Source organism: Mesorhizobium erdmanii USDA 3471 (assembly GCF_000472705.1).
Lineage (GTDB): Bacteria > Pseudomonadota > Alphaproteobacteria > Rhizobiales > Rhizobiaceae > Mesorhizobium > Mesorhizobium erdmanii.
The window spans coordinates 74130-91598 of sequence record NZ_KI421454.1 but is presented as its reverse complement, the minus strand read 5'-3'; the positions used below and the strand labels follow the sequence as shown (position 1 = coordinate 91598).

The 17469-nt window shown below is 58.1% G+C and carries 14 protein-coding genes and 1 pseudogene; 9 read left to right on the top strand and 6 right to left on the bottom strand.

Annotated elements, in window-relative coordinates; all coding sequences use genetic code 11:
* Window positions 1-7 precede the first annotated feature (7 nt).
* The 7 genes from A3AU_RS0130850 to virB11 are packed head-to-tail and all read left to right on the top strand — an operon-like array spanning window position 8 to window position 5560.
* Window positions 8-682 carry a TrbJ/VirB5 family protein gene (locus A3AU_RS0130850; protein WP_027056321.1) on the top strand — a complete coding sequence of 225 codons (675 nt, stop codon included), beginning with the start codon at window positions 8-10 and terminating at the stop codon, window positions 680-682.
* Window positions 683-739: 57 nt separating this feature from the next.
* Complete coding sequence (locus A3AU_RS0130845; protein ID WP_027056320.1) at window positions 740-1627, top strand: type IV secretion system protein; 888 nt, start codon at window positions 740-742, stop codon at window positions 1625-1627.
* Window positions 1628-1653: 26 nt separating this feature from the next.
* On the top strand, window positions 1654-1812 hold the full coding sequence (locus A3AU_RS1000000138455; protein WP_080680416.1) for a type IV secretion system lipoprotein VirB7: 159 nt from the start codon (window positions 1654-1656) through the stop codon (window positions 1810-1812).
* Complete coding sequence (locus A3AU_RS0130840) at window positions 1809-2522, top strand: type IV secretion system protein VirB8 (protein ID WP_027033433.1); 714 nt, start codon at window positions 1809-1811, stop codon at window positions 2520-2522. Before A3AU_RS1000000138455 ends, A3AU_RS0130840 begins: the two co-directional genes overlap by 4 nt.
* The gene (locus tag A3AU_RS0130835) at window positions 2519-3400 is read left to right on the top strand and encodes a TrbG/VirB9 family P-type conjugative transfer protein (protein ID WP_027056319.1); all 882 of its coding nucleotides are present in this window, start codon (window positions 2519-2521) and stop codon (window positions 3398-3400) included. The genes A3AU_RS0130840 and A3AU_RS0130835 overlap by 4 nt, the downstream gene beginning before the upstream one ends.
* On the top strand, window positions 3397-4536 hold the full coding sequence (virB10, locus tag A3AU_RS0130830; RefSeq protein WP_027056318.1) for a type IV secretion system protein VirB10: 1140 nt from the start codon (window positions 3397-3399) through the stop codon (window positions 4534-4536). The genes A3AU_RS0130835 and virB10 overlap by 4 nt, the downstream gene beginning before the upstream one ends.
* Entirely contained in the window at window positions 4520-5560 is a 1041-nt protein-coding gene (virB11, locus tag A3AU_RS0130825) for a P-type DNA transfer ATPase VirB11 (RefSeq protein WP_027056317.1), read from the top strand. The genes virB10 and virB11 overlap by 17 nt, the downstream gene beginning before the upstream one ends.
* A gap of 119 nt (window positions 5561-5679) precedes the next feature.
* Here the strand turns inward: virB11 and A3AU_RS0130820 are convergent, their stop codons facing one another.
* The 6 genes and pseudogenes from A3AU_RS0130820 to A3AU_RS0130780 form a co-directional block, all read right to left on the bottom strand.
* Window positions 5680-8223, bottom strand: a complete 2544-nt coding sequence (locus tag A3AU_RS0130820) for a two-component system VirA-like sensor kinase (protein ID WP_027056316.1) — start codon at window positions 8221-8223, stop codon at window positions 5680-5682.
* 980 nt (window positions 8224-9203) lie between these two features.
* Window positions 9204-9815 (bottom strand): annotated as a pseudogene (locus A3AU_RS1000000138450) (ISKra4 family transposase); the annotation flags it as partial.
* A gap of 254 nt (window positions 9816-10069) precedes the next feature.
* Window positions 10070-10957, bottom strand: coding sequence for a dihydrodipicolinate synthase family protein (locus A3AU_RS0130800; RefSeq protein WP_027056313.1), 888 nt, complete (start codon window positions 10955-10957; stop codon window positions 10070-10072).
* Window positions 10958-10975: 18 nt separating this feature from the next.
* Window positions 10976-11614: a LysE family translocator gene (locus A3AU_RS0130795; RefSeq protein WP_027056312.1), complete on the bottom strand. Its 639-nt coding sequence runs from the start codon at window positions 11612-11614 to the stop codon at window positions 10976-10978.
* An 84-nt stretch (window positions 11615-11698) separates the two neighbouring features.
* Window positions 11699-12388 (bottom strand): B3/B4 domain-containing protein, encoded by a 690-nt coding sequence (locus A3AU_RS0130785; protein WP_027056311.1) that lies wholly within the window; start codon window positions 12386-12388, stop codon window positions 11699-11701.
* Between the two features lie 400 nt (window positions 12389-12788).
* On the bottom strand, window positions 12789-13541 hold the full coding sequence (locus A3AU_RS0130780; protein WP_027056310.1) for a carbonic anhydrase: 753 nt from the start codon (window positions 13539-13541) through the stop codon (window positions 12789-12791).
* A 681-nt stretch (window positions 13542-14222) separates the two neighbouring features.
* On the opposite strand from A3AU_RS0130780, the gene A3AU_RS0130775 reads away from it, so the two are divergent.
* Window positions 14223-14867 (top strand): acyl-homoserine-lactone synthase, encoded by a 645-nt coding sequence (locus tag A3AU_RS0130775; RefSeq protein ID WP_027056309.1) that lies wholly within the window; start codon window positions 14223-14225, stop codon window positions 14865-14867.
* Between the two features lie 456 nt (window positions 14868-15323).
* Window positions 15324-17147, top strand: a complete 1824-nt coding sequence (gene glmS / locus A3AU_RS0130770; RefSeq protein ID WP_027056308.1) for a glutamine--fructose-6-phosphate transaminase (isomerizing) — start codon at window positions 15324-15326, stop codon at window positions 17145-17147.
* The last annotated feature ends 322 nt before the right edge of the window (window positions 17148-17469 follow it).

The following is a 17469-nucleotide window of genomic DNA, read 5'->3' as shown; positions in this document are numbered from 1 at the left end:
AATATTCATGAGATTTCCCACGCTTGCAGCAACGACGCTTGCCGCTTCCTTTCTACTTAGCGGACAGGCCCGGTCGCAATTTGTCGTCATCGACCCGGCGGTAGTAACACAAGCGGGCTTAACAGCGGTTTCCACCGCGCAGATCCTGATAAAGTCAGCCCAGACGCTCGCTTCCACGATGGAAATGGTGGAGATACTAAGTTCGTCATTCGGTGTCACGGGGCTGCTAAGTTCACTGAACCAAGGAAATCACTACCCGTCGGGCAATCAGCTTGAGAGGCAGATGTTTGAGGGTCAGGCGCCAACTTCGATTAAAGCGCGTGCAATTGCGGACAACCCAAACCGGAAAGTCGACGGCACGGATTCGGAAGCGAAACTGTTACAGGGACAAATCGCTGGTGCCATCAATGCCGCAGCCCTTGCAGCCGACACTCTGGGCGTAATGGACAAGCGCCTTAAGGCCAATGACAACACGCTTGGTCAGCTTTCCCGCTCGGGAAATATTGTGCAGGCCACCGTCACCAACGGTCTGGTCCTCAAGCAGATTCATGATGCGATTATCCAAAATGTCCAGGCCACGAGTCTGCTGACGATGGCCACTGCACAAGCGAGCCTTCACGCCGCAGAGGAGGCCGCGATGCAGCGTCGCGAACGCCAGGACACCGCCAGAATGTTTGAGTAGCGACGCTTAGTTCATCCGGCTCATCTGCGCTGATCAGGGGCAAATAAGGTTCACGCAATGGTTTTCAGAATTCCTGCGCCATTCACGGCCATACACGCGATCTTTCATGGGGCCTTTACGGTGGGGCTGCACAAAGTGATTGGAAACGTCCAAGAGGCGGTCAGTGCGCCTCTGGTTGCGTGCGTCACGCTCTGGATCATAATCCAAGGCTTTCTGGTCATGCGCGGTCAAGTCGACGCGCGCGGAGGTATCTCGCGCGTAGTCACGGTATCGATTGTCGTCGCCCTCATCTTAGGGCAGGCCAACTATCAGCTGTACATTGAATCGGTCTTCGACGACACGATTCCAAAGCTTGCCCACCAGATCAGCGGAAGCACCTTGCCCTTCATCGGTATCCCCCAGAAGCTCGACGTAATGTTCGCTGCAAGTCAGAGTGCCTTTCAGCGGATTGCTTCCGAAATTGGGCCAATGAATCAGCAGGACATACTTGCCTTCCAGGGAGCGCAATGGATTTTGTACGGCTCGCTCTGGACAGCGTTCGAGATCTATGATGCCGTTGGAATTCTGACGAAGGTGCTCCTGGCGATCGGCCCCCTCGTTCTTGTAGGCTATCTTTTTGATCACACTCGAGACATGGCTACCAGATGGATCGGCCAACTGCTCTCATACGGGCTGCTGCTTGTCCTCCTCAACATCGTTGCAACGATAGTTATCGCGGCCGAATCAGTCGCGCTGGGAGTCATGCTTGCGGTGATCAAATACAAGGGTACGACAGCAGCCAAGATCATCGGGCTTTACGAGCTCGATATGCTTTTCCTAGCTGGTGACGCTTTGATCGTCGCGCTTCCGACGATCGCCAGCAGCATAGCCGGCGGTTCTTGGGCAGGTGCGAACCAATCTCTTAGCAGCCTCAATCGCCGCATTGCCAAAACGGCAGGTGGTTAATCAATCGACAAGCGCGGTACCTCAACATGAAATACTATCTACTTTTGTCAATACTGGCTTTGGCGGCCTGCAAGACAACCGATAAGCTTGCGACCTGCACGGGTTCGCCATTCCAACTGAACGTGGGACAATGGGAAACCTCCCCTGAAGATCTTCAAGTCGAATGTGCGAAAGAGCCCAAGTGAAATTTCCTGAACATGCCCTTCTGGTGGAGAGAGAAACGCTAGCCGCCCACTATAAGAAGGTGGAAGCGTTTCAAACTTCACGAGCGAAGTCTGCGCGGCGCCTGTCAAAGGCCCTCATAGCCTTTGCGGCAGCGGCGGTCCTAGGAAATGTTGCGCAGGCATTTACCATCGCTGCCATGGTCCCGTTGGCCAAGCTCGTACCTGTGTTCCTCTGGGTACGCCCGGATGGAACAGTTGACAGCGAAGTGTCAGTCTCTCGACTGCCGGCAACCCAAGAGCGAGCCGTCATAAATGCTTCGCTGTGGGAATATGTACGCCTGCGCGAGAGCTACACAGCCGATTCCGCCCAATACGGCTATGACCTCGTATCCAGTTTCAGCGCACCGGCTGTGCGGCAGCAATATCAAGATTTCTTCAATTATCCGAATCCCACCTCGCCGCAAGTCACAGTCGGCAAGCTCGGCAAGCTCGAAGTCGGGCATATTTCCTCAAACGACATCAGTCCGGACGTTCAACAGATCCGATACAAACGCACCCTTTCCATCGATGGGCAGATGCCGCTGGTGACCACCTGGACAGCAACCATCCGCTACGAGCGCCTGACAGATCTGCCTGCCCAATCAAGGCTCACCAATCCGGGAGGTCTACTCGTCACTTCCTATCAAACCTCGGAAGATAGCGTGTCGAACCTGGGTGACGTGCAGCCATGACAAAAAGAGCGTTTCTCGCCCTGGCCTGTTCACTACTCTTAACGCTGGAGGCTTCCGCGGAAGACACCCCGCTTGCCGGCAAGCATGATGCGCGGATGCGCTACTTGGCTTACCGTCCCGACGAAGTGGTGCGCCTGTCGACCGCGGTGGGGGCAACGCTGGTCGTCACATTCGCGGCCAACGAGACCGTCGCAGCCGTGGCCGTTTCCAATAGCAAAGACTTGGCTGCGCTCCCACGCGCCAACTACCTGTTCTTTAAGGCCAGCCGGATCCTGCCGCCGCAGCCGGTCGTCGTTCTGGCCGACAGTGAGTCCGGTACCCGCAGATATGTCTTCAGCATTTCAACGAGAGCGATGCCAAAACTAGATGAGCAGCAACCTGACTTATACTACAGTGTGCAGTTCACTTATCCCGGTGATGAGGCCGCTGCTTTGAGACAGGCAGCAGAAAAGCGCTCGATTCTTGGTCAGGCCCGGGCAAAGGTGCTGCAGGAACAGAGGGTTCAGGATTTGTTGAATCGGCCCGGTACAACTGCCAGTTCCGACGAAAGCAATTTTCACTACGTCGCAAAGGGCGATCGATCGCTGGCGCCGCTGCAGGTTTTCGACAATGGCTTTACCACCGTATTTGGCTTCGCAAGCAATTCCCGTATACCCTCCCTCTACATTATCAATCCCGACGGCAAGGAAGCCGCTGCCAACTTCACAGTCAAAGGCGACTATGTTGAAGTATCCGCAGTCGCCCGGGAATGGCGTCTGAGAGATGGCAATACGGTATTGTCGATTTTCAACAGGGCATATGATCCTGTTGGACAAGCGCCGGGGACCGGTACAGTGAGACCCGACGTGTGGCGCGTTTTGAAAGGCTCGGGCCGATGAATGAAACCGGCCCACAGTCGGGACACGATGTAAATGCATCCGGATCGTTGGTCTCGGAGCCGGCCCGCCGGCATGTTTCGGGATCACAGAAATTGGCCGTCGCCGGTCTTGTTCTCATCTCATCTCTGTCGCTCATCTGGCTCGGAAGTCGTCCCAGCACACAAGACGAACCATCTCAGCCAAACCCGCCAATTTCCCCGAACGCCGAGCCGTTCCGCCCCGTGCCTATTGAGCTTGCTCCCGAACCTCCAGCACCCGCAAAGGCGGCGCAGGCGGCAGATCCTGCGCCATCCACGCCGCAACCCGCGGCAGCTGAACCGCCGCCCGAGGAGTCACCAATTTTCGCCTACAGCAGCAGCAGTCAAAAGCCCGACGTGGCTCAGCGGAGCGAAGACGACCACAAGGATGCTCCCGCGACCGCGGATGAGATTTCGATCGGTGGCGACCTGTCGGGCCGATTGAAGCCAGACATACAGGAGCCGAGCCGGGCCACACTTTTGCCGCACCCTGATCTCGTGATTACTCAGGGAACGATCATTCCTTGCCTTTTGCAAACGGCAGTCGACACAAATTTACCCGGTTATGTGAAGTGCGTCTTACCTAAAGACGTCCGCGGCGCCACCAACAATGTCGTGCTCTTGGATCGTGGGACGACCGTGATTGGCGAGATCCAGCATGGTCTCGAACAGGGGGATGCGCGTGTCTTCGTGCTGTGGACGCGCATCGAAACACCTGACCATGCCCTCGTTTCGATAGCATCGCCGGGCGCTGACGAGCTCGGCCGCTCCGGAGTGCCTGGCACGGTGGATAATCACTTCCGGGAACGCTTTGGCGGAGCAATGCTGATGAGCGTCCTTCAAGGCGCGTTCCAGGCGGCCGGTCAATACGCGGCGAGCTCTGGCGGAGGAAGCGGCATCAACAGCTTCCAGAGCAATGGCGGACAAGCCGTCGAGACGACACTGAGAGCGACGGTCAACATCCCGCCAACCCTGAAGAAAAACCAGGGAGATGCTGTATCCATCTTTGTGGCTCGCGACCTCGATTTCTCGGATGTATACGGTCTCACGGCAACCGTCGTGGCGCCAGCCCCCCAACATCGCCAACGCCGGAGAGACAACAATGCGATCGGAGGCTGACCCTCAATTGCGTTTGCTTCTCGACCCCGTTCTGAAATGGCTTGAGGAGCCGAGGACCGAAGAGGTCGCTATCAACCGGCCTGGGGAAGCGTTTGTGCGACAAGCCGGCGTCTTCACGAAACATCCGCTACCACTAGGTTATAACGATCTGGAGGACATCGCGATTCTCGCTGGAGCGCTGCGCAAGCAAGATGTCGGACCGCAAAGCCCCCTCTGTGCGACTGAGCTGCCGAACGGAGAGCGGCTGCAGATCTGTTTGCCGCCCGCTGTTCCCTCAGGAACAGTAAGCCTGACGATACGGCGTCCTTCAAGTCGTGTGACCGAACTGAAGGAAGTTTCTTCTCGCTACGAATACTCACGCTGGAATCAATGGCGGTCACGAAAACAGCGCCAAGAGCGGCAGGACCAAACTATTCTTCAGCAATACGACGATGGTGACTTGGAGAAGTTTTTGCAAGCGTGTGTTTCGGGACGGCTCACGATGCTGCTTTGCGGACCTACTGGAAGCGGCAAAACGACAATGAGCAAGACTTTGATCAACGCTATACCCCCGCAAGAGAGACTGATAAGTATCGAGGACACGCTGGAGCTTGTAATCCCGCACGAGAACCATGTCCGGTTACTCTATCCGAAGGACCGAGCCGGCGTAGGTGCGGTGACAGCCGAGCAACTGCTGCAAGCGAGCTTGCGCATGCGCCCTGACCGAATATTGCTCGGCGAGATGCGCGATGATGCTGCATGGGCCTACCTTAGCGAAGTCGTCTCCGGCCATGCGGGATCAATATCAACGATCCATGGGGCTGATCCGGTCCAGGGCTTCAAAAAGCTCTTTTCCCTCGTCAAGAGCAGCCCGCAAGGAGCCGCTGTGGAAGATCGAACGCTTCTTGACATGCTGTCGGCTGCCGTTGACGTCATTGTGCCGTTCCACACCCAAGGTGACCTGTACGAGGTGGGAGAGGTATGGCTCGCCGCCGATGCCCGGCGACGGGGAGAGACAGTAGCCGACCTCCTTAACAAGCACTAAGGCTAGAACAACGTCTCGGGATCGATAAGTCCATTGTGATGCGACGCGTCGTTTTGTTCTGCTTCGATGTCTTTTGCCAGGCCTTCTCACACTTGCATAGAATGAGCGAGTCGGCGGCATCACGCCATCATCATTATACGAATCGCATGCTCTATTGTCCTGGACGAGACCGGTCTCGCTAGCCGAAGGACGAAGGCCTGATTGTCAGATGTGACCGGCGTGGGGTCGATGTCACCGATGACTATGAAAGGCACCGTCATGATGGCCGGGCATACGGACTCTGCCCGTCCTCGCTCGAGGAAAGGCGTCTTCGCCAAAATCAGCAGGTCAGCTGCCTTCCCGCTCTCTATCCAGCCGCAAAGACTTTCGAAGGTCGCGAAGCCGATCGGCTCATAACCCAGCGCGGCGATATTGTCCTTGTGAATCTCCAACTCTGCTGGATCGGGCTCCACGACTGCAATGATTCCGCCGTTGGCCGGTGATCCGCTGTATGGGCCGAAAGTGACGTCAGCGCTGACTGGCTCCTCCTCGGAGGCTGGCAAGTAGATATCAAAGCGCGTACCTCGGCCAACAACCGAGGTGACGTCTAGGTATCCTGCGAGCGCGCTCACGTGCCTGTCAACTGCAGCAAGACCTAGCCCGGTCCCGCCGACGAGAGAGCGCGTGGTAAAAAAGGGCTCAAAGACATGCGGAAGTATCGAACTTGCGATTCCTGGGCCATCGTCGCTGATGGAGAGGAGAACGTAATCTCCAGGTCTCAAGGTGCCCTGAGCCAGCGGCTTGGTTTGGCACACCTGGGCGCGAGAAACGCTAACCTCGACGCGGCCCTCGTTCAAGACAGCCTCCGACGCGTTCTTGCACAGGTTCATGAGAATCTGCTGCATCTCGGTTGGGCTGCCCTCGACCACCGTTTGCCACTCGTTGATCCTGAAGTTCAACTGAACACCCGCACGAACTGTAACCCGCAGCAATGGCGCAAGATCCATGACAATTTCGGAGACGTTGAAAGGCACTGCAACGCGCTTGCGGTTTCGGCTGAGTGACAAGATCTGGTCAACGATCAGCTTGGCGCGGTGTCCAGCTAAGATGATTTGGTCGATGTGGTTCCGTATTCTGGAGGGGCGACGCACCAGACCTTGGGCAATTTCTGAATATCCGATTATTGCGCCTAAAATATTGTTGAACTCATGTGTGGCGCCGCTTGCGATCGTGCCGACGGTCCTCAGCCTTTCCACCTGCTCCCATCGACTCACCAGAAGGTCGCGTTCGGCATTTACACGTTGCATTTCAAGATGGTTGCTCAAACGCACAATGGCACTGGCAAGAACCCACAGGTCGCCTGCTGAGGGGAGTGAGCGATCTCGTTCAAAAACAAGGATGCAAACCACAGCCTGCTGATCGGAGGCCCTGCAAGCAACAATTTGACAAACACCGGAAGTGTCTAGGGCGGTGCGAACCATTTCCGCCGCCGGAACGACGCGAAACACTGGCCGTCCGGCGCGGACAAGTGAAACGACTTCATCAAGAAGCGCGACGTTCCAGACACGCATGCACGTGTTCGTCACAAAGCACTCGGTATGCCTGCTGAGACTCGGATCCACCTGAGCAAGCGCGCAGTGATCCGCGTCGAAAGCGCGTTGAACAAGTCTAAGCGCTGCTTCCGTTGAAAAGCGCGGCGACGCGTTCTTTGCTTTACTTTCGTTGAAGCGAGCTTCGATCTCACGCATTGCCTCTTCAAGCTCCAGCCGCCTTTCCAACCGGTTCGTCCGCACATGCAGCCTGAAGGCCCGAATGATCGCAAACAAGCAGAGGCATATGGACACCGAGCCAAAGAAAAGTCGTGTGCGCTGCGCTTGCGCGCTGGCCAAGCTGTAGTCTTTCAGATATTCGCGCTCCAGTTCGGCGGCCTTGGCGAACGTGTTAAAGGATGCGATCCGATCGGCTGCTCGGTCCACTCTCGACAACGCGGACAGGATAGCGCGGCCGTTGCGGACAACATCGTGGGTGGCTTGGTCCTGGCTCGGAGGAAGTCGGCTGAGAGACTGATCGATCTGTGATGCGAGGCTGAATCCCGGTAGTCTGGCCGAAAACTGAAGGATCAAATTGGAGAGTTCAAGCCTGTTGGACGGCGCCCCCTCAAGGCGATTAACCGAGCGAGCAAACCGTACGAGAGAGCTTTGCAGAAGCTCATTTTGCGCAGCCGCTGCCGAGATGGCAGCCTCCGTGTTCTCGACGGACTTTTTGAGCTGTGCAAGCAACCTGGAGTGCGCTCCGGAGCTCTCATCGGGCGAAATCTCGGCAAGGCGTTGCAAGTTTGTAACGTTCCTTTGCAATGCTTGGAGGGTAGAATCAACGGGGCGGAAGTCCAATACCATGTCGGTTCGAGCGCGGGCGACATCGCGCTGGAGCAATGCGTAGTTGATCTGAATCGTTCGCAGTTCACTTAGGACCGCCTCGTCGACCTGTGGGTCCTGCCTCTGTATCCCGAACAAGAGCGCAAACGAGGCCGCCAGGGCGATTACAAAAACGTTGTCGGTACTGAGCCTTTTTTCACAACGAAACGGCGTTTGATGCGCGGTGCGCGCCTTGCGAAAGTCCGATCTGAATTCTAGCTCCTCATTGCTTCGGTGTGCGGCCGGATGCTGCTGGAACAGGAAAACCATGTGTACCTCTCCCCTCATAAAGACGGCTTAGACACCGTCGCACTTTGCCCCCGTGGCCCCGCTGACCCTCCGTTGAATTTCGCGGCGATTAGACTTCGACCGTTCTCCGAACTCTGGCCACTCGCGAGCTCGACGCGAACGTGGAAACTGAAGGCACGGCGTTACGGCACGTGAGAAACTGGGCTATCCGTGAATGCTGATTTGATAGTTGTTGAGAAGGGAAGGCACCAATGCCAGGCTGACACCGCGTGACGGATTCAATCGAGATTTGCCTGTTTTCGCGCGGCGAGTCGAACCACGCCGATGTTGAAGGTACCGTTGAGTCTCGTCATAATGACGGCAGGAACCGAATACTCGTGAGCCTTCGTTGCGTCAGTCCGCTCAAGCCATCACGCACGCGGCAGAGCTAACTTCCGGCAAGAGTTTCATAGCTGGGCCAACAAATTGCGCTCTATGCCTGACCAGAGTAAGCAGGACGTACGTACGATCGGCATGATCCCCGAGGAGCGTTCGCACTTCATCTCTTATCCGGTGAAGGATAGCCCATTGAGCAGCTCACCATCGGTTATGAGATCGAGGCGACACACAAGGCGGGCAACCGGTCGCAGTATTCGGAACTGTCTTCCGAGAGATCATGGAGGGACAGACAAGCCGCACGCTGCAGCAGCCTGGGGATGACACCGGTCGGCCAGCCATTATGCCGCTAACCCGCTTGCGATCTCTGTGCATTGTATCTCCTGCGTGCAGCCCCTGCATTAAGCCAGCGTCGACGACCAGAGCCCATGTTCCACCAAACAAGGGTTAGCTTTCAAGAAGCTGATTGAACAAATTGATTGTTTGGATCGCACGCATCCGAACAATGGATGCAGCTAAATGCAGCGGCGGTTTTCGTTAGATGCGAGCGAGAGCGTCTCTTGGCAAGAACCACCGCGGGGCGCGGGCGAGGTGAGGGGCTGCACGCCAAGCGCGTCGGGACGGTCATCGAGGATCTGCGTGCGGGTTTGCAGCAGAAGATGTGCGCCGATCCTGCTCCACTGCATCTGCCGCTTGTTGGCGACCCGCTTGGAACGGCGTTGACGGTGGCCTTGACGAGGGCCGAAGAGATGCGATCTCCGGACCGCTAACGCTCGCCGTAATTAATCAGGCTGGCACTGTCGGAGGCGATGTAGGCCTGGTGAACTCGCCGATGGCGGTCAGGAACTTGCGCATGTTCGGCTAGCCTGTTTCGAGACCTTCCGCGTCGAATTGCAGGTCGGCGATTTCGTGACGGGCCCGATAGACGTCAACATGCCAGAGATGCCATTTGATCCTGCGCAGAGTTTCGAGCAGGTCCTGTCCGGTCTGCTCGTCCTGGTTTTCGAGCCCTTGCACGAACTGCCGAAGGACCCTGATGCGCACGGTGATATGGAACCAGTCGGCGATTCTTCCCCACCGTCGGTGATGAGGGTGATATCCTGATTGGCTTGGACGGGCTGCTTCTTGAGATGGTCGAGAATGCGCCGTTGCGGCTCGCGATCATAGCCATAGACGAAACCGATGTAGCGCGGAGCACCCTCTTCAGGCAGCGAGCGGCCTACGATCAGCTCGAAATTCTACTTCCGGTCGTTTGGTCGCGGATGAAAGTTCGATGCGGCTGCAGAACGCGTTTGCGATGGCCGCCCATCTTCCCGGCGCTACCGGAGCACGATAACGTTGCGACCATTTCACCACCGAAGAGACCGCAAAGCCAAAGCGCGACCAACCCGATCCAATTCTGCGCCGCCTAACTTCCATCTCGAACGGTGCGCGGAACGCCCGCGCGCCGGGTGCCTAACTAGCAGTGGCACTGGGCATGCCCTGTGCTCGGCTATTCGAGCTTCTCCAATGCCTGCCTAATGTCATCTCCGGCGTCCTCCGGCAACGGCAAAATAGGGCGCGGTGGCTGGACGTGCGCCAGACCGAGGTAGTCGGCGATGACGAACATAACGCGGAAGCTGCCGTAGTGTTTGAACAAGGTCCAGAGCGGCCCGAAAGCGCGGTTCAACCGACTGGACTCCACCGCGTCGCCGGACTGCGCTGCACGCGTCAGCGCAAGCGCCGGGACCGGCAGCAGACCTGCCGCAACGCTGTACCAGGTGTCACATCCGGCAAGCAGGGCATCCGCCGCGCCCCAATCGCCGCTGTATCCGATTGTGAACGTGTCAGGCGTCATCGACCGCAAACGTGCCAGTTCCCCCGCGTAATCGTCATTTGCCGCCAGAGGCATTTTCACCGCGACGATGTTGGACACCTCCGACAGCCGGGCGATCAATGCGTCGCTGAATGTGAAGCGCGTGGTGCTTGGATTGTTATATATGCACAAAGGCAATTCCCCCGCCTCGGCCACCGCGACGAAGTGCTGGAAGACTTCGTCCTCGTTCAGGGGAACGTAGGACATGGGTGCCAGGAGCAGGCCGTCAGCGCCAGCGGATTTGGCATCGCGCGCCAAAGCCTGAGCTTCATCGGTACGCAATGCACCCACACCCACGACAAGAGGCGTTTTGCCGCCGATGCATTCCACGGCAGCCTGAACGGCACGCTTGCGTTCTTCCCTGGTGAGGTAAGCATAACCGCCCGTGCTCCCCAGAAGGCCGATGGAGTCCGCTCCGGCGCGTTGAATACGCTCGAGAAAACGAGCCAGACCCTCGGTGTCGACATGCCCTTCCGCATCGGTTGGCGTAAGGGGGAACGCCGACAGGCCGCGAAACAAAGTCATCATCCATTCCTTTCGAAACTACATACGGGAAAGCAGCATACGCAGCCCGGCGAACGCGAAGAACATCGCCAACAGACTTTCGATCCAGCGGCGGCAGCGGCGATATAGAGCCACCATAGGCGGTGTGGAGAAGACAATGGCGTAGCCGCAGAATATCGTGACACTTAGGATGGCGCAGCCACCCAATATCGCCGCGATGCTTTGCCACGATGAATTCGGGCCGATCCCCAGCGTGACGAGCGCGATCCATGCCAGCACGGATTTTGGGTTCGCCAAATGCATCAAGAGGCCCTTCCTATAGAGCTCACCCCGCGAAAGAGCGACTTGGTCGGTCGATGCGCGCACCGCCAGCTTCTCGTCCGACGTAAGCGCCGACCGTCCCGCCCTGAAGGCGAGGAATAGCAGGTAAAGCCCCCCGAAAACCTGCAGAACGAGCAGTGCCTGGGCGTACCTGGCCAACAGGGCGGAGATGCCGGTGGAGGCCATAAAACCCCAAAAGATCGAGCCGCTGACGACGCCGGAGGCAAGCATGAGCGCAGCACCTCTGCCGCGCGCCATCGCAACCCCCATAATGCGCATGTTGCTCGGGCCGGGGCTCCCCGCGGCAATGACATATGCAGCAAAGACGATGAGCAACTGATGGAGATCGACATTCATTCTCTCAGCCCTTGATAATCTCGATCGGATCGATCGCGCCGGATGCCCCGGGCGGCCAGCGATCCGCTCGCTCGACCGGAAACCTCATCCGGCGATGGCAATTTCTTGGCTCGCGATTTTGCAGCCAGGCATCAAGGCATTCAGCCCTCCGACCATGGCATCCGTCGCCTCTGCCAATGCATCGTCCGGCATGGTCTCCAACGCCTCCAGTACGAACCACATCCGGCCTGTTAGGGTCTTCAGGCGGGTTCGAGTGCCCTGTCGCCAGTTCCAGCGTCGGCAGGTGACGCCAATGTCGTCGCGCCAGATGACCTCACCGGGCAAGGGAGGATCGTTGACCGCCTCTCCATTCATCATGGTGTCGAACGTCTCACTCCCGTCAGCGATCGTCAGGTGGGGTCTTCCGACATAGGCGTCAAAATTCTCTCCACCCACCGGGACTGCGTATTTCAGGCTGATGGCGTTGTAGAGATCGACGATCGGGTTGATCGTCGAAAGAGTGCCGTCTTTCAGAACCCGCTTTCTGAGGGCCTGGGCTGAGCACGGCGTACGGTTAGGCTTCGCGCCAAAGACGACGTAGGCGTCGGACCAACTCGCCAGATGAGCTTCTGCCCAAGCCGGGCCATCCGCCAACGCGCAATCGCAGGCATCACCAAGCAATCGGGGATCGAAACGTCCTTCTCCAGCTGAAGTGGCATCGACGTAGACGCTCACGGCTCTAAACCCCGATGCAATATTCTTAATTCGACCGTCGATGATGGGACCCTCAAACATCCAGGCAACTCCATCAGTTCGAGCGCAAGCAATCCATGACCGGCGCGACCCAGTCACGATCGCTTCCCTGACTGCAAGCCAATATTGCAGTTCACTGGTCCAAACTAAACTGCCACTTTTGGAGATTTTAATTGGTCCAGTATGAGGAGGGTTCTCGCAGCGCGGGAGCGACGCGTCGAATTTATCAATCCCTGATCAAGCAGATCCAGGCCGGAGTGTACGGGTGTCGGTGACGCCACCCAGTTCTCCGCAAGCAAGCGGCCCACAAGTTCCCCATGATCCGGTCATGCTGTTGTGAACCCTAGGGCATTATGGTCGATGCCAGCGCCACCAAGGTGGCGTCGTACTGTTCGAAACCCCCCGATTGTTAACTCGATTTTGCTTGACGCGCGCGATGACCTTAGCTGAGGCCTAGGATGAAGCGCCGATTGGAGGGACGGATCGACCGCGCGTTAGATGCGTAAAGCGTCGTAAACCGCTTGATGTCTGCGGTGTCGACCTCGACCGGTTCCATTGCAACCATCCACTCCACGTTTTCGGTGCAGGGCGGAGTCGTTAATGATCCCTCATAGGTCCAGTAGCCGAGCGAGGCCGGCAAAAGCCCGTTGGGATCGAACTCGTCAACTGCCATCTCCTCGCCGGGCCGGGCCGGAAAGACCTTGGCGAGACCGGCAAAGCTGATATTTGTCGCGCCAGGCGTAAGAAGGGCACTCAGCACACCCAGAGTATCGCTCTTTGTGTCTTTATGGACAAAATGCGCTTCCATCGGGAAGCTCATGCCCGCCACGTGATGCTCGCTCGGCGCGTGGAAATGCAACTGTGCCAGTTGGTAGACGCGATCCCCGCGGGTCAAGGTGCTGCCTTCCGGCATGTTGATTTGAATGGTGTGGCCGTTGTTCACCATCCTGCCGCCGCCCTTGAGCCAACTGATGTCGATGCGCGGTATATCCGCCTTTACCGTGCCGGCGATGTCGATGGGTGACTGCTGCCTGCCCGCCGAACAGGCGAAATTTCTCGTGTCCAGATCGGCCCAATGCTCCGGCCCGACCGAGCCGCCATATCCCCAATGGGCGCTGGCCGCACGCGCGGTCTGGGCGCAGATCGGGCACACGCCCAGCGCGATGAATGCTCTAATCAGGTTACGACGATGCATATTGCCTCGCTCCTTGATGCGAACCTTATGTCCTTGCTTCCAATTGGTGCAGTCAAGGCACAGCCGCAAGGGCGGGCGTAGGTTGAGCCGCGCCACCAGCGTACACGCCAGCCAGTCCTCGTCGAACTGGTAAACTGGAAGAAGCGTCGCCGCCGTCGATCGTTGGAGGCTACGCTCGCCGGTCCGTGGAAATGGCTGGCGACGTGGCTCAGATTCACCGTGCCGCCGCTGATCAGGCCAACAACCAGCACAGCCGGCGTCGCCGGTCCGGCTGTTACTCGGCGGTATGTGGCGCGTAACGTTGAAGCGGGAGTGTCGGGCAGGCAGTGCATTGCAAAGGATCCCCTCTTTGGCGAGACGAATTCCTCCATTCCAACTGATTCCCGACCTCTCGGCCACCCACTGTGTAGCCTGCCCGCCACGCTCTCCAAGACCATAAAGGCATGGATAAAACGCGCGAATACGCCTTGGAAAGCAGGTCTCAAAGGCCAAGGGGACCTTCCATCTGGAAAATGCCAAGCAAAGCTCGCGTTCGGACGATCCATGCGGTTGCCAGGCTGGCTGCCTCCGGTCAGGCGAGATCCGGATCCTTCCGCGAGGATAGCTGTAAACGTCCACAGGCTGCATCGCTGTGCGCTTTGCCCTTCGATGGCGGGAACACAGCCCGCACGGAGGCGACGAATGATTCAGCTGATCACACCTGGCCTCTACAGCGAATTCGCAGGCGAGCTCAAAGAGATGCACGGGCTCAGATATCGGGTTTTCAAGGAGAGGCTCGATTGGGAAGTTCAGACCGGAGGCGAAATGGAAACAGACACCTTTGACGTCTTGAAGCCTGTCTACCTGCTGCTCAAGGGATCCGATTGGCGAATTCGTGGCTGCGTGCGCCTTTTGCCAACCACTGGGCCGACCATGTTGCGCGACACATTCCCGGCGCTGCTGGGTGAGGCTGTGGCGCCCGCGAGTCCCGACATATGGGAAAGCAGCCGTTTCGCGCTCGATTTGCCCCCATCAACGCCCAAGGCGGCAGGCGGCCTTGCCCAAGCAACCTACGAGCTCTTCGCCGGCATGATCGAATTCGGCTTGGCCAACAATCTCACCCGGATCGTGACGGTGACCGATACGCGTATGGAACGGATCCTTCGCCTCGCAACGTGGCCATTGTCGCGTATCGGAAAGCCGCAGCCCGTCGGCAAAACGGAGGCGGTGGCCGGGTTTCTCGAGATCTCTCACGCCAGCCTGTTGCGCATCCGCTGGAGGGGACGTCTGAATGGGCCGGTACTGTGGCGACCGATTCTCGGCCTGCCGCACGGCCCATGCGGATAGCTAAGACGTGGTGCGTGGCCCCAGGGATCGGAAGAGGGTTTGCTTCTCGCCGCCGAAAGGAGTCATTGCGTCCGGCCTGGAGAAGCAAACCGAGGAATGATGCATGAAGCAGCGTCCGCACAATTGAACGGCGAGATCAAAGAGTGCGCTGGGACTACCCATTCGCACTCGGCCCAAGTATTCCCCGTCTCCTCCGGCCGGCTTGCATGCTATTAACGCAGGTGAGGGCGCCGGCCATGATATGCGCAGCCCGTTGAAGGCGGAAGCGTACGCCCCGGTTCACATCACCCGCATTGGACTGAGGTTTAGTTCATCCATGGCGTGGATGCTGGCTATCCCAACAATCAATTTTACCGAACTGACTGGATTCTATTAGAAGAATCTAACTGAGCGCATGCCGGGCGGCGTCCCTCGTCTGCGTCGGCTAAGGCTGCCGGGAAGAATTCGGAGAAGAACATGTGCGGAATTGTTGGCATCGTTGGGCAACAGCCGGTGTCGGAACGCCTGGTCGACGCATTGAAGCGTCTGGAATACCGCGGCTATGACTCGGCCGGCATTGCGACGATCACCGAGGGCACCTTGCACCGCCGGCGCGCGGAGGGCAAGCTCGTCAATCTCGAGAGGAGGCTCAAGGAAGAGCCGCTGGGTGGTACCATCGGCATCGCCCACACCCGCTGGGCAACCCATGGGCCACCGACGGAACGCAATGCACACCCGCACTTCACGGATGGTGTGGCCGTCGTCCATAACGGCATCATCGAGAATTTCGCCGAACTGAAGGACGAATTGGCGGCGACGGGAGCCGAGTTCCAGACCGACACCGACACTGAGGTCCTTGCGCATCTCTTGGCAAGGCACCGCCGGGAGGGCATGAGGCGTGGTGAGGCGGTGCATGCCATGCTGAAAAGCGTCAGGGGTGCCTACGCGCTTGCCATCCTCTTTGAGGATGATCCGTCGACCATCATTGCGGCGCGCAATGGACCACCGCTGGCGATCGGTCACGGCGACGGCGAGATGTTCCTGGGCTCCGACGCGATCGCGCTTGCTCCATTCACGAATGAAATCACCTATCTCATTGACGGTGACTGGGCCGTTGTCGGCAGGACGGGCGCTGATATCTTTGATTACGACGGCCACCCCGTCGCGCGTCCGCGCCAGACCTCCGTGGCCGTGGCCACTCTGGCCAACAAGGGCAGCCATCGCCACTTCATGGAGAAGGAAATCCTCGAGCAGCCCGAGGTCATCGCCGATGCGCTCGGTCATTATATCAATTTCATCGAAAATGGTGCCGATGCGGTTTTTGGCATCGACTTCGCCAAGATCCCGAGCTTGGCGATCTCTGCCTGCGGCACCGCATATCTCGCCGGGCTGATCGGAAAATACTGGTTCGAGCGCTATGCGCGCCTGCCGGTCGAAATAGATGTTGCATCCGAATTCCGCTATCGCGAGATTCCGTTGTCGCCGCAGTCTGCGGCTCTGTTCATTTCACAGTCGGGCGAAACCGCCGATACGCTGGCATCGCTGAGGTACTGCAAGCAGCTTGGGCTGAAAATTGGCGCTGTCGTCAATGCGCGCGAATCGACCATGGCTCGGGAGGCCGATGTGGTCTTTCCGATCCTTGCCGGCCCAGAGATCGGCGTCGCCTCCACCAAGGCCTTCACCTGCCAGCTAGCCGCTCTTGCCGCACTCGCCATCCACGCAGCCAAGGCCCGCGGAACCGTGACCGAAGATGAGGTGCAGGCGCTCGTCGAGAGCCTCGCCGAAATGCCGCGCCTCATGAGGCAGGTACTGGACAGCATCCAGCCGGAGATTGAGCTTCTGTCGCGCGAACTGTCAAAGTGTCATCATGTCCTTTATCTCGGCCGTGGCACAAATTTCCCACTGGCGATGGAGGGTGCGCTGAAGCTCAAGGAGATTTCCTACATCCACGCCGAAGGCTATGCGGCGGGTGAATTGAAGCACGGTCCTATCGCATTGATAGACGAGAACATGCCAGTGATCGTCATCGCGCCACATGATCGCTTTTTCGACAAGACCCTCTCCAACATGCAGGAAGTGGCTGCCCGCGGAGGGCGCATTATCCTCATCACCGATGGAAAAGGGGCAGCCGCATCGAAACTCGATACGATGCACACGATCGTGCTGCCGGCCACCGACGAGATTATCGCGCCGATGATCTTCTCGCTGCCGATACAGCTTCTTGCGTACCACACGGCGCTCTTCATGGGCACAGATCTCGACCAGCCACGCAACCTGGCAAAATCAGTCACCGTCGAATGATGTGACGCCTTCATTAGTCGCAACGCTCGCGCATTCGGAAAAAACTCCAAGCACTTCAACCGGGGCTCAAGCGCGCCGCTACCGCCTTGCCGTTATTTGCTGGAGCATGCCGTTTAGCGACGATTGGTTATCCATTTGGCCCCCCTCACGCTGCTTGGCTGTGCCTACGGGCAAACCCGGTCGAGAAAAGCATCGAATACGCAGCAATAGCGCTAACCACAAAGCGATCCTCCTGCCGCATGCGGATAAAACCCTTCGCTGTCCACTATTTCGTCCTCGCTCGACGATTGCGGCTCGCCGCGGTCTTCGTCGGTAAGACGGT

Bases quoted from the DNA above. Each gene is read 5' to 3' on its own strand.
- A3AU_RS0130850 (WP_027056321.1), top strand. From the start codon at position 8: ATGAGATTTCCCACGCTTGCAGCAACGACGCTTGCCGCTTCCTTTCTA.
- A3AU_RS0130845 (WP_027056320.1), top strand. From the start codon at position 740: ATGGTTTTCAGAATTCCTGCGCCATTCACGGCCATACACGCGATCTTT.
- A3AU_RS1000000138455 (WP_080680416.1), top strand. From the start codon at position 1,654: ATGAAATACTATCTACTTTTGTCAATACTGGCTTTGGCGGCCTGCAAG.
- A3AU_RS0130835 (WP_027056319.1), top strand. From the start codon at position 2,519: ATGACAAAAAGAGCGTTTCTCGCCCTGGCCTGTTCACTACTCTTAACG.
- virB10 (WP_027056318.1), top strand. From the start codon at position 3,397: ATGAATGAAACCGGCCCACAGTCGGGACACGATGTAAATGCATCCGGA.
- virB11 (WP_027056317.1), top strand. From the start codon at position 4,520: ATGCGATCGGAGGCTGACCCTCAATTGCGTTTGCTTCTCGACCCCGTT.
- A3AU_RS0130820 (WP_027056316.1), bottom strand. From the start codon at position 8,223: ATGGTTTTCCTGTTCCAGCAGCATCCGGCCGCACACCGAAGCAATGAG.
- A3AU_RS0130800 (WP_027056313.1), bottom strand. From the start codon at position 10,957: ATGACTTTGTTTCGCGGCCTGTCGGCGTTCCCCCTTACGCCAACCGAT.
- A3AU_RS0130795 (WP_027056312.1), bottom strand. From the start codon at position 11,614: ATGAATGTCGATCTCCATCAGTTGCTCATCGTCTTTGCTGCATATGTC.
- A3AU_RS0130785 (WP_027056311.1), bottom strand. From the start codon at position 12,388: ATGTTTGAGGGTCCCATCATCGACGGTCGAATTAAGAATATTGCATCG.
- A3AU_RS0130780 (WP_027056310.1), bottom strand. From the start codon at position 13,541: ATGCATCGTCGTAACCTGATTAGAGCATTCATCGCGCTGGGCGTGTGC.
- A3AU_RS0130775 (WP_027056309.1), top strand. From the start codon at position 14,223: ATGATTCAGCTGATCACACCTGGCCTCTACAGCGAATTCGCAGGCGAG.
- glmS (WP_027056308.1), top strand. From the start codon at position 15,324: ATGTGCGGAATTGTTGGCATCGTTGGGCAACAGCCGGTGTCGGAACGC.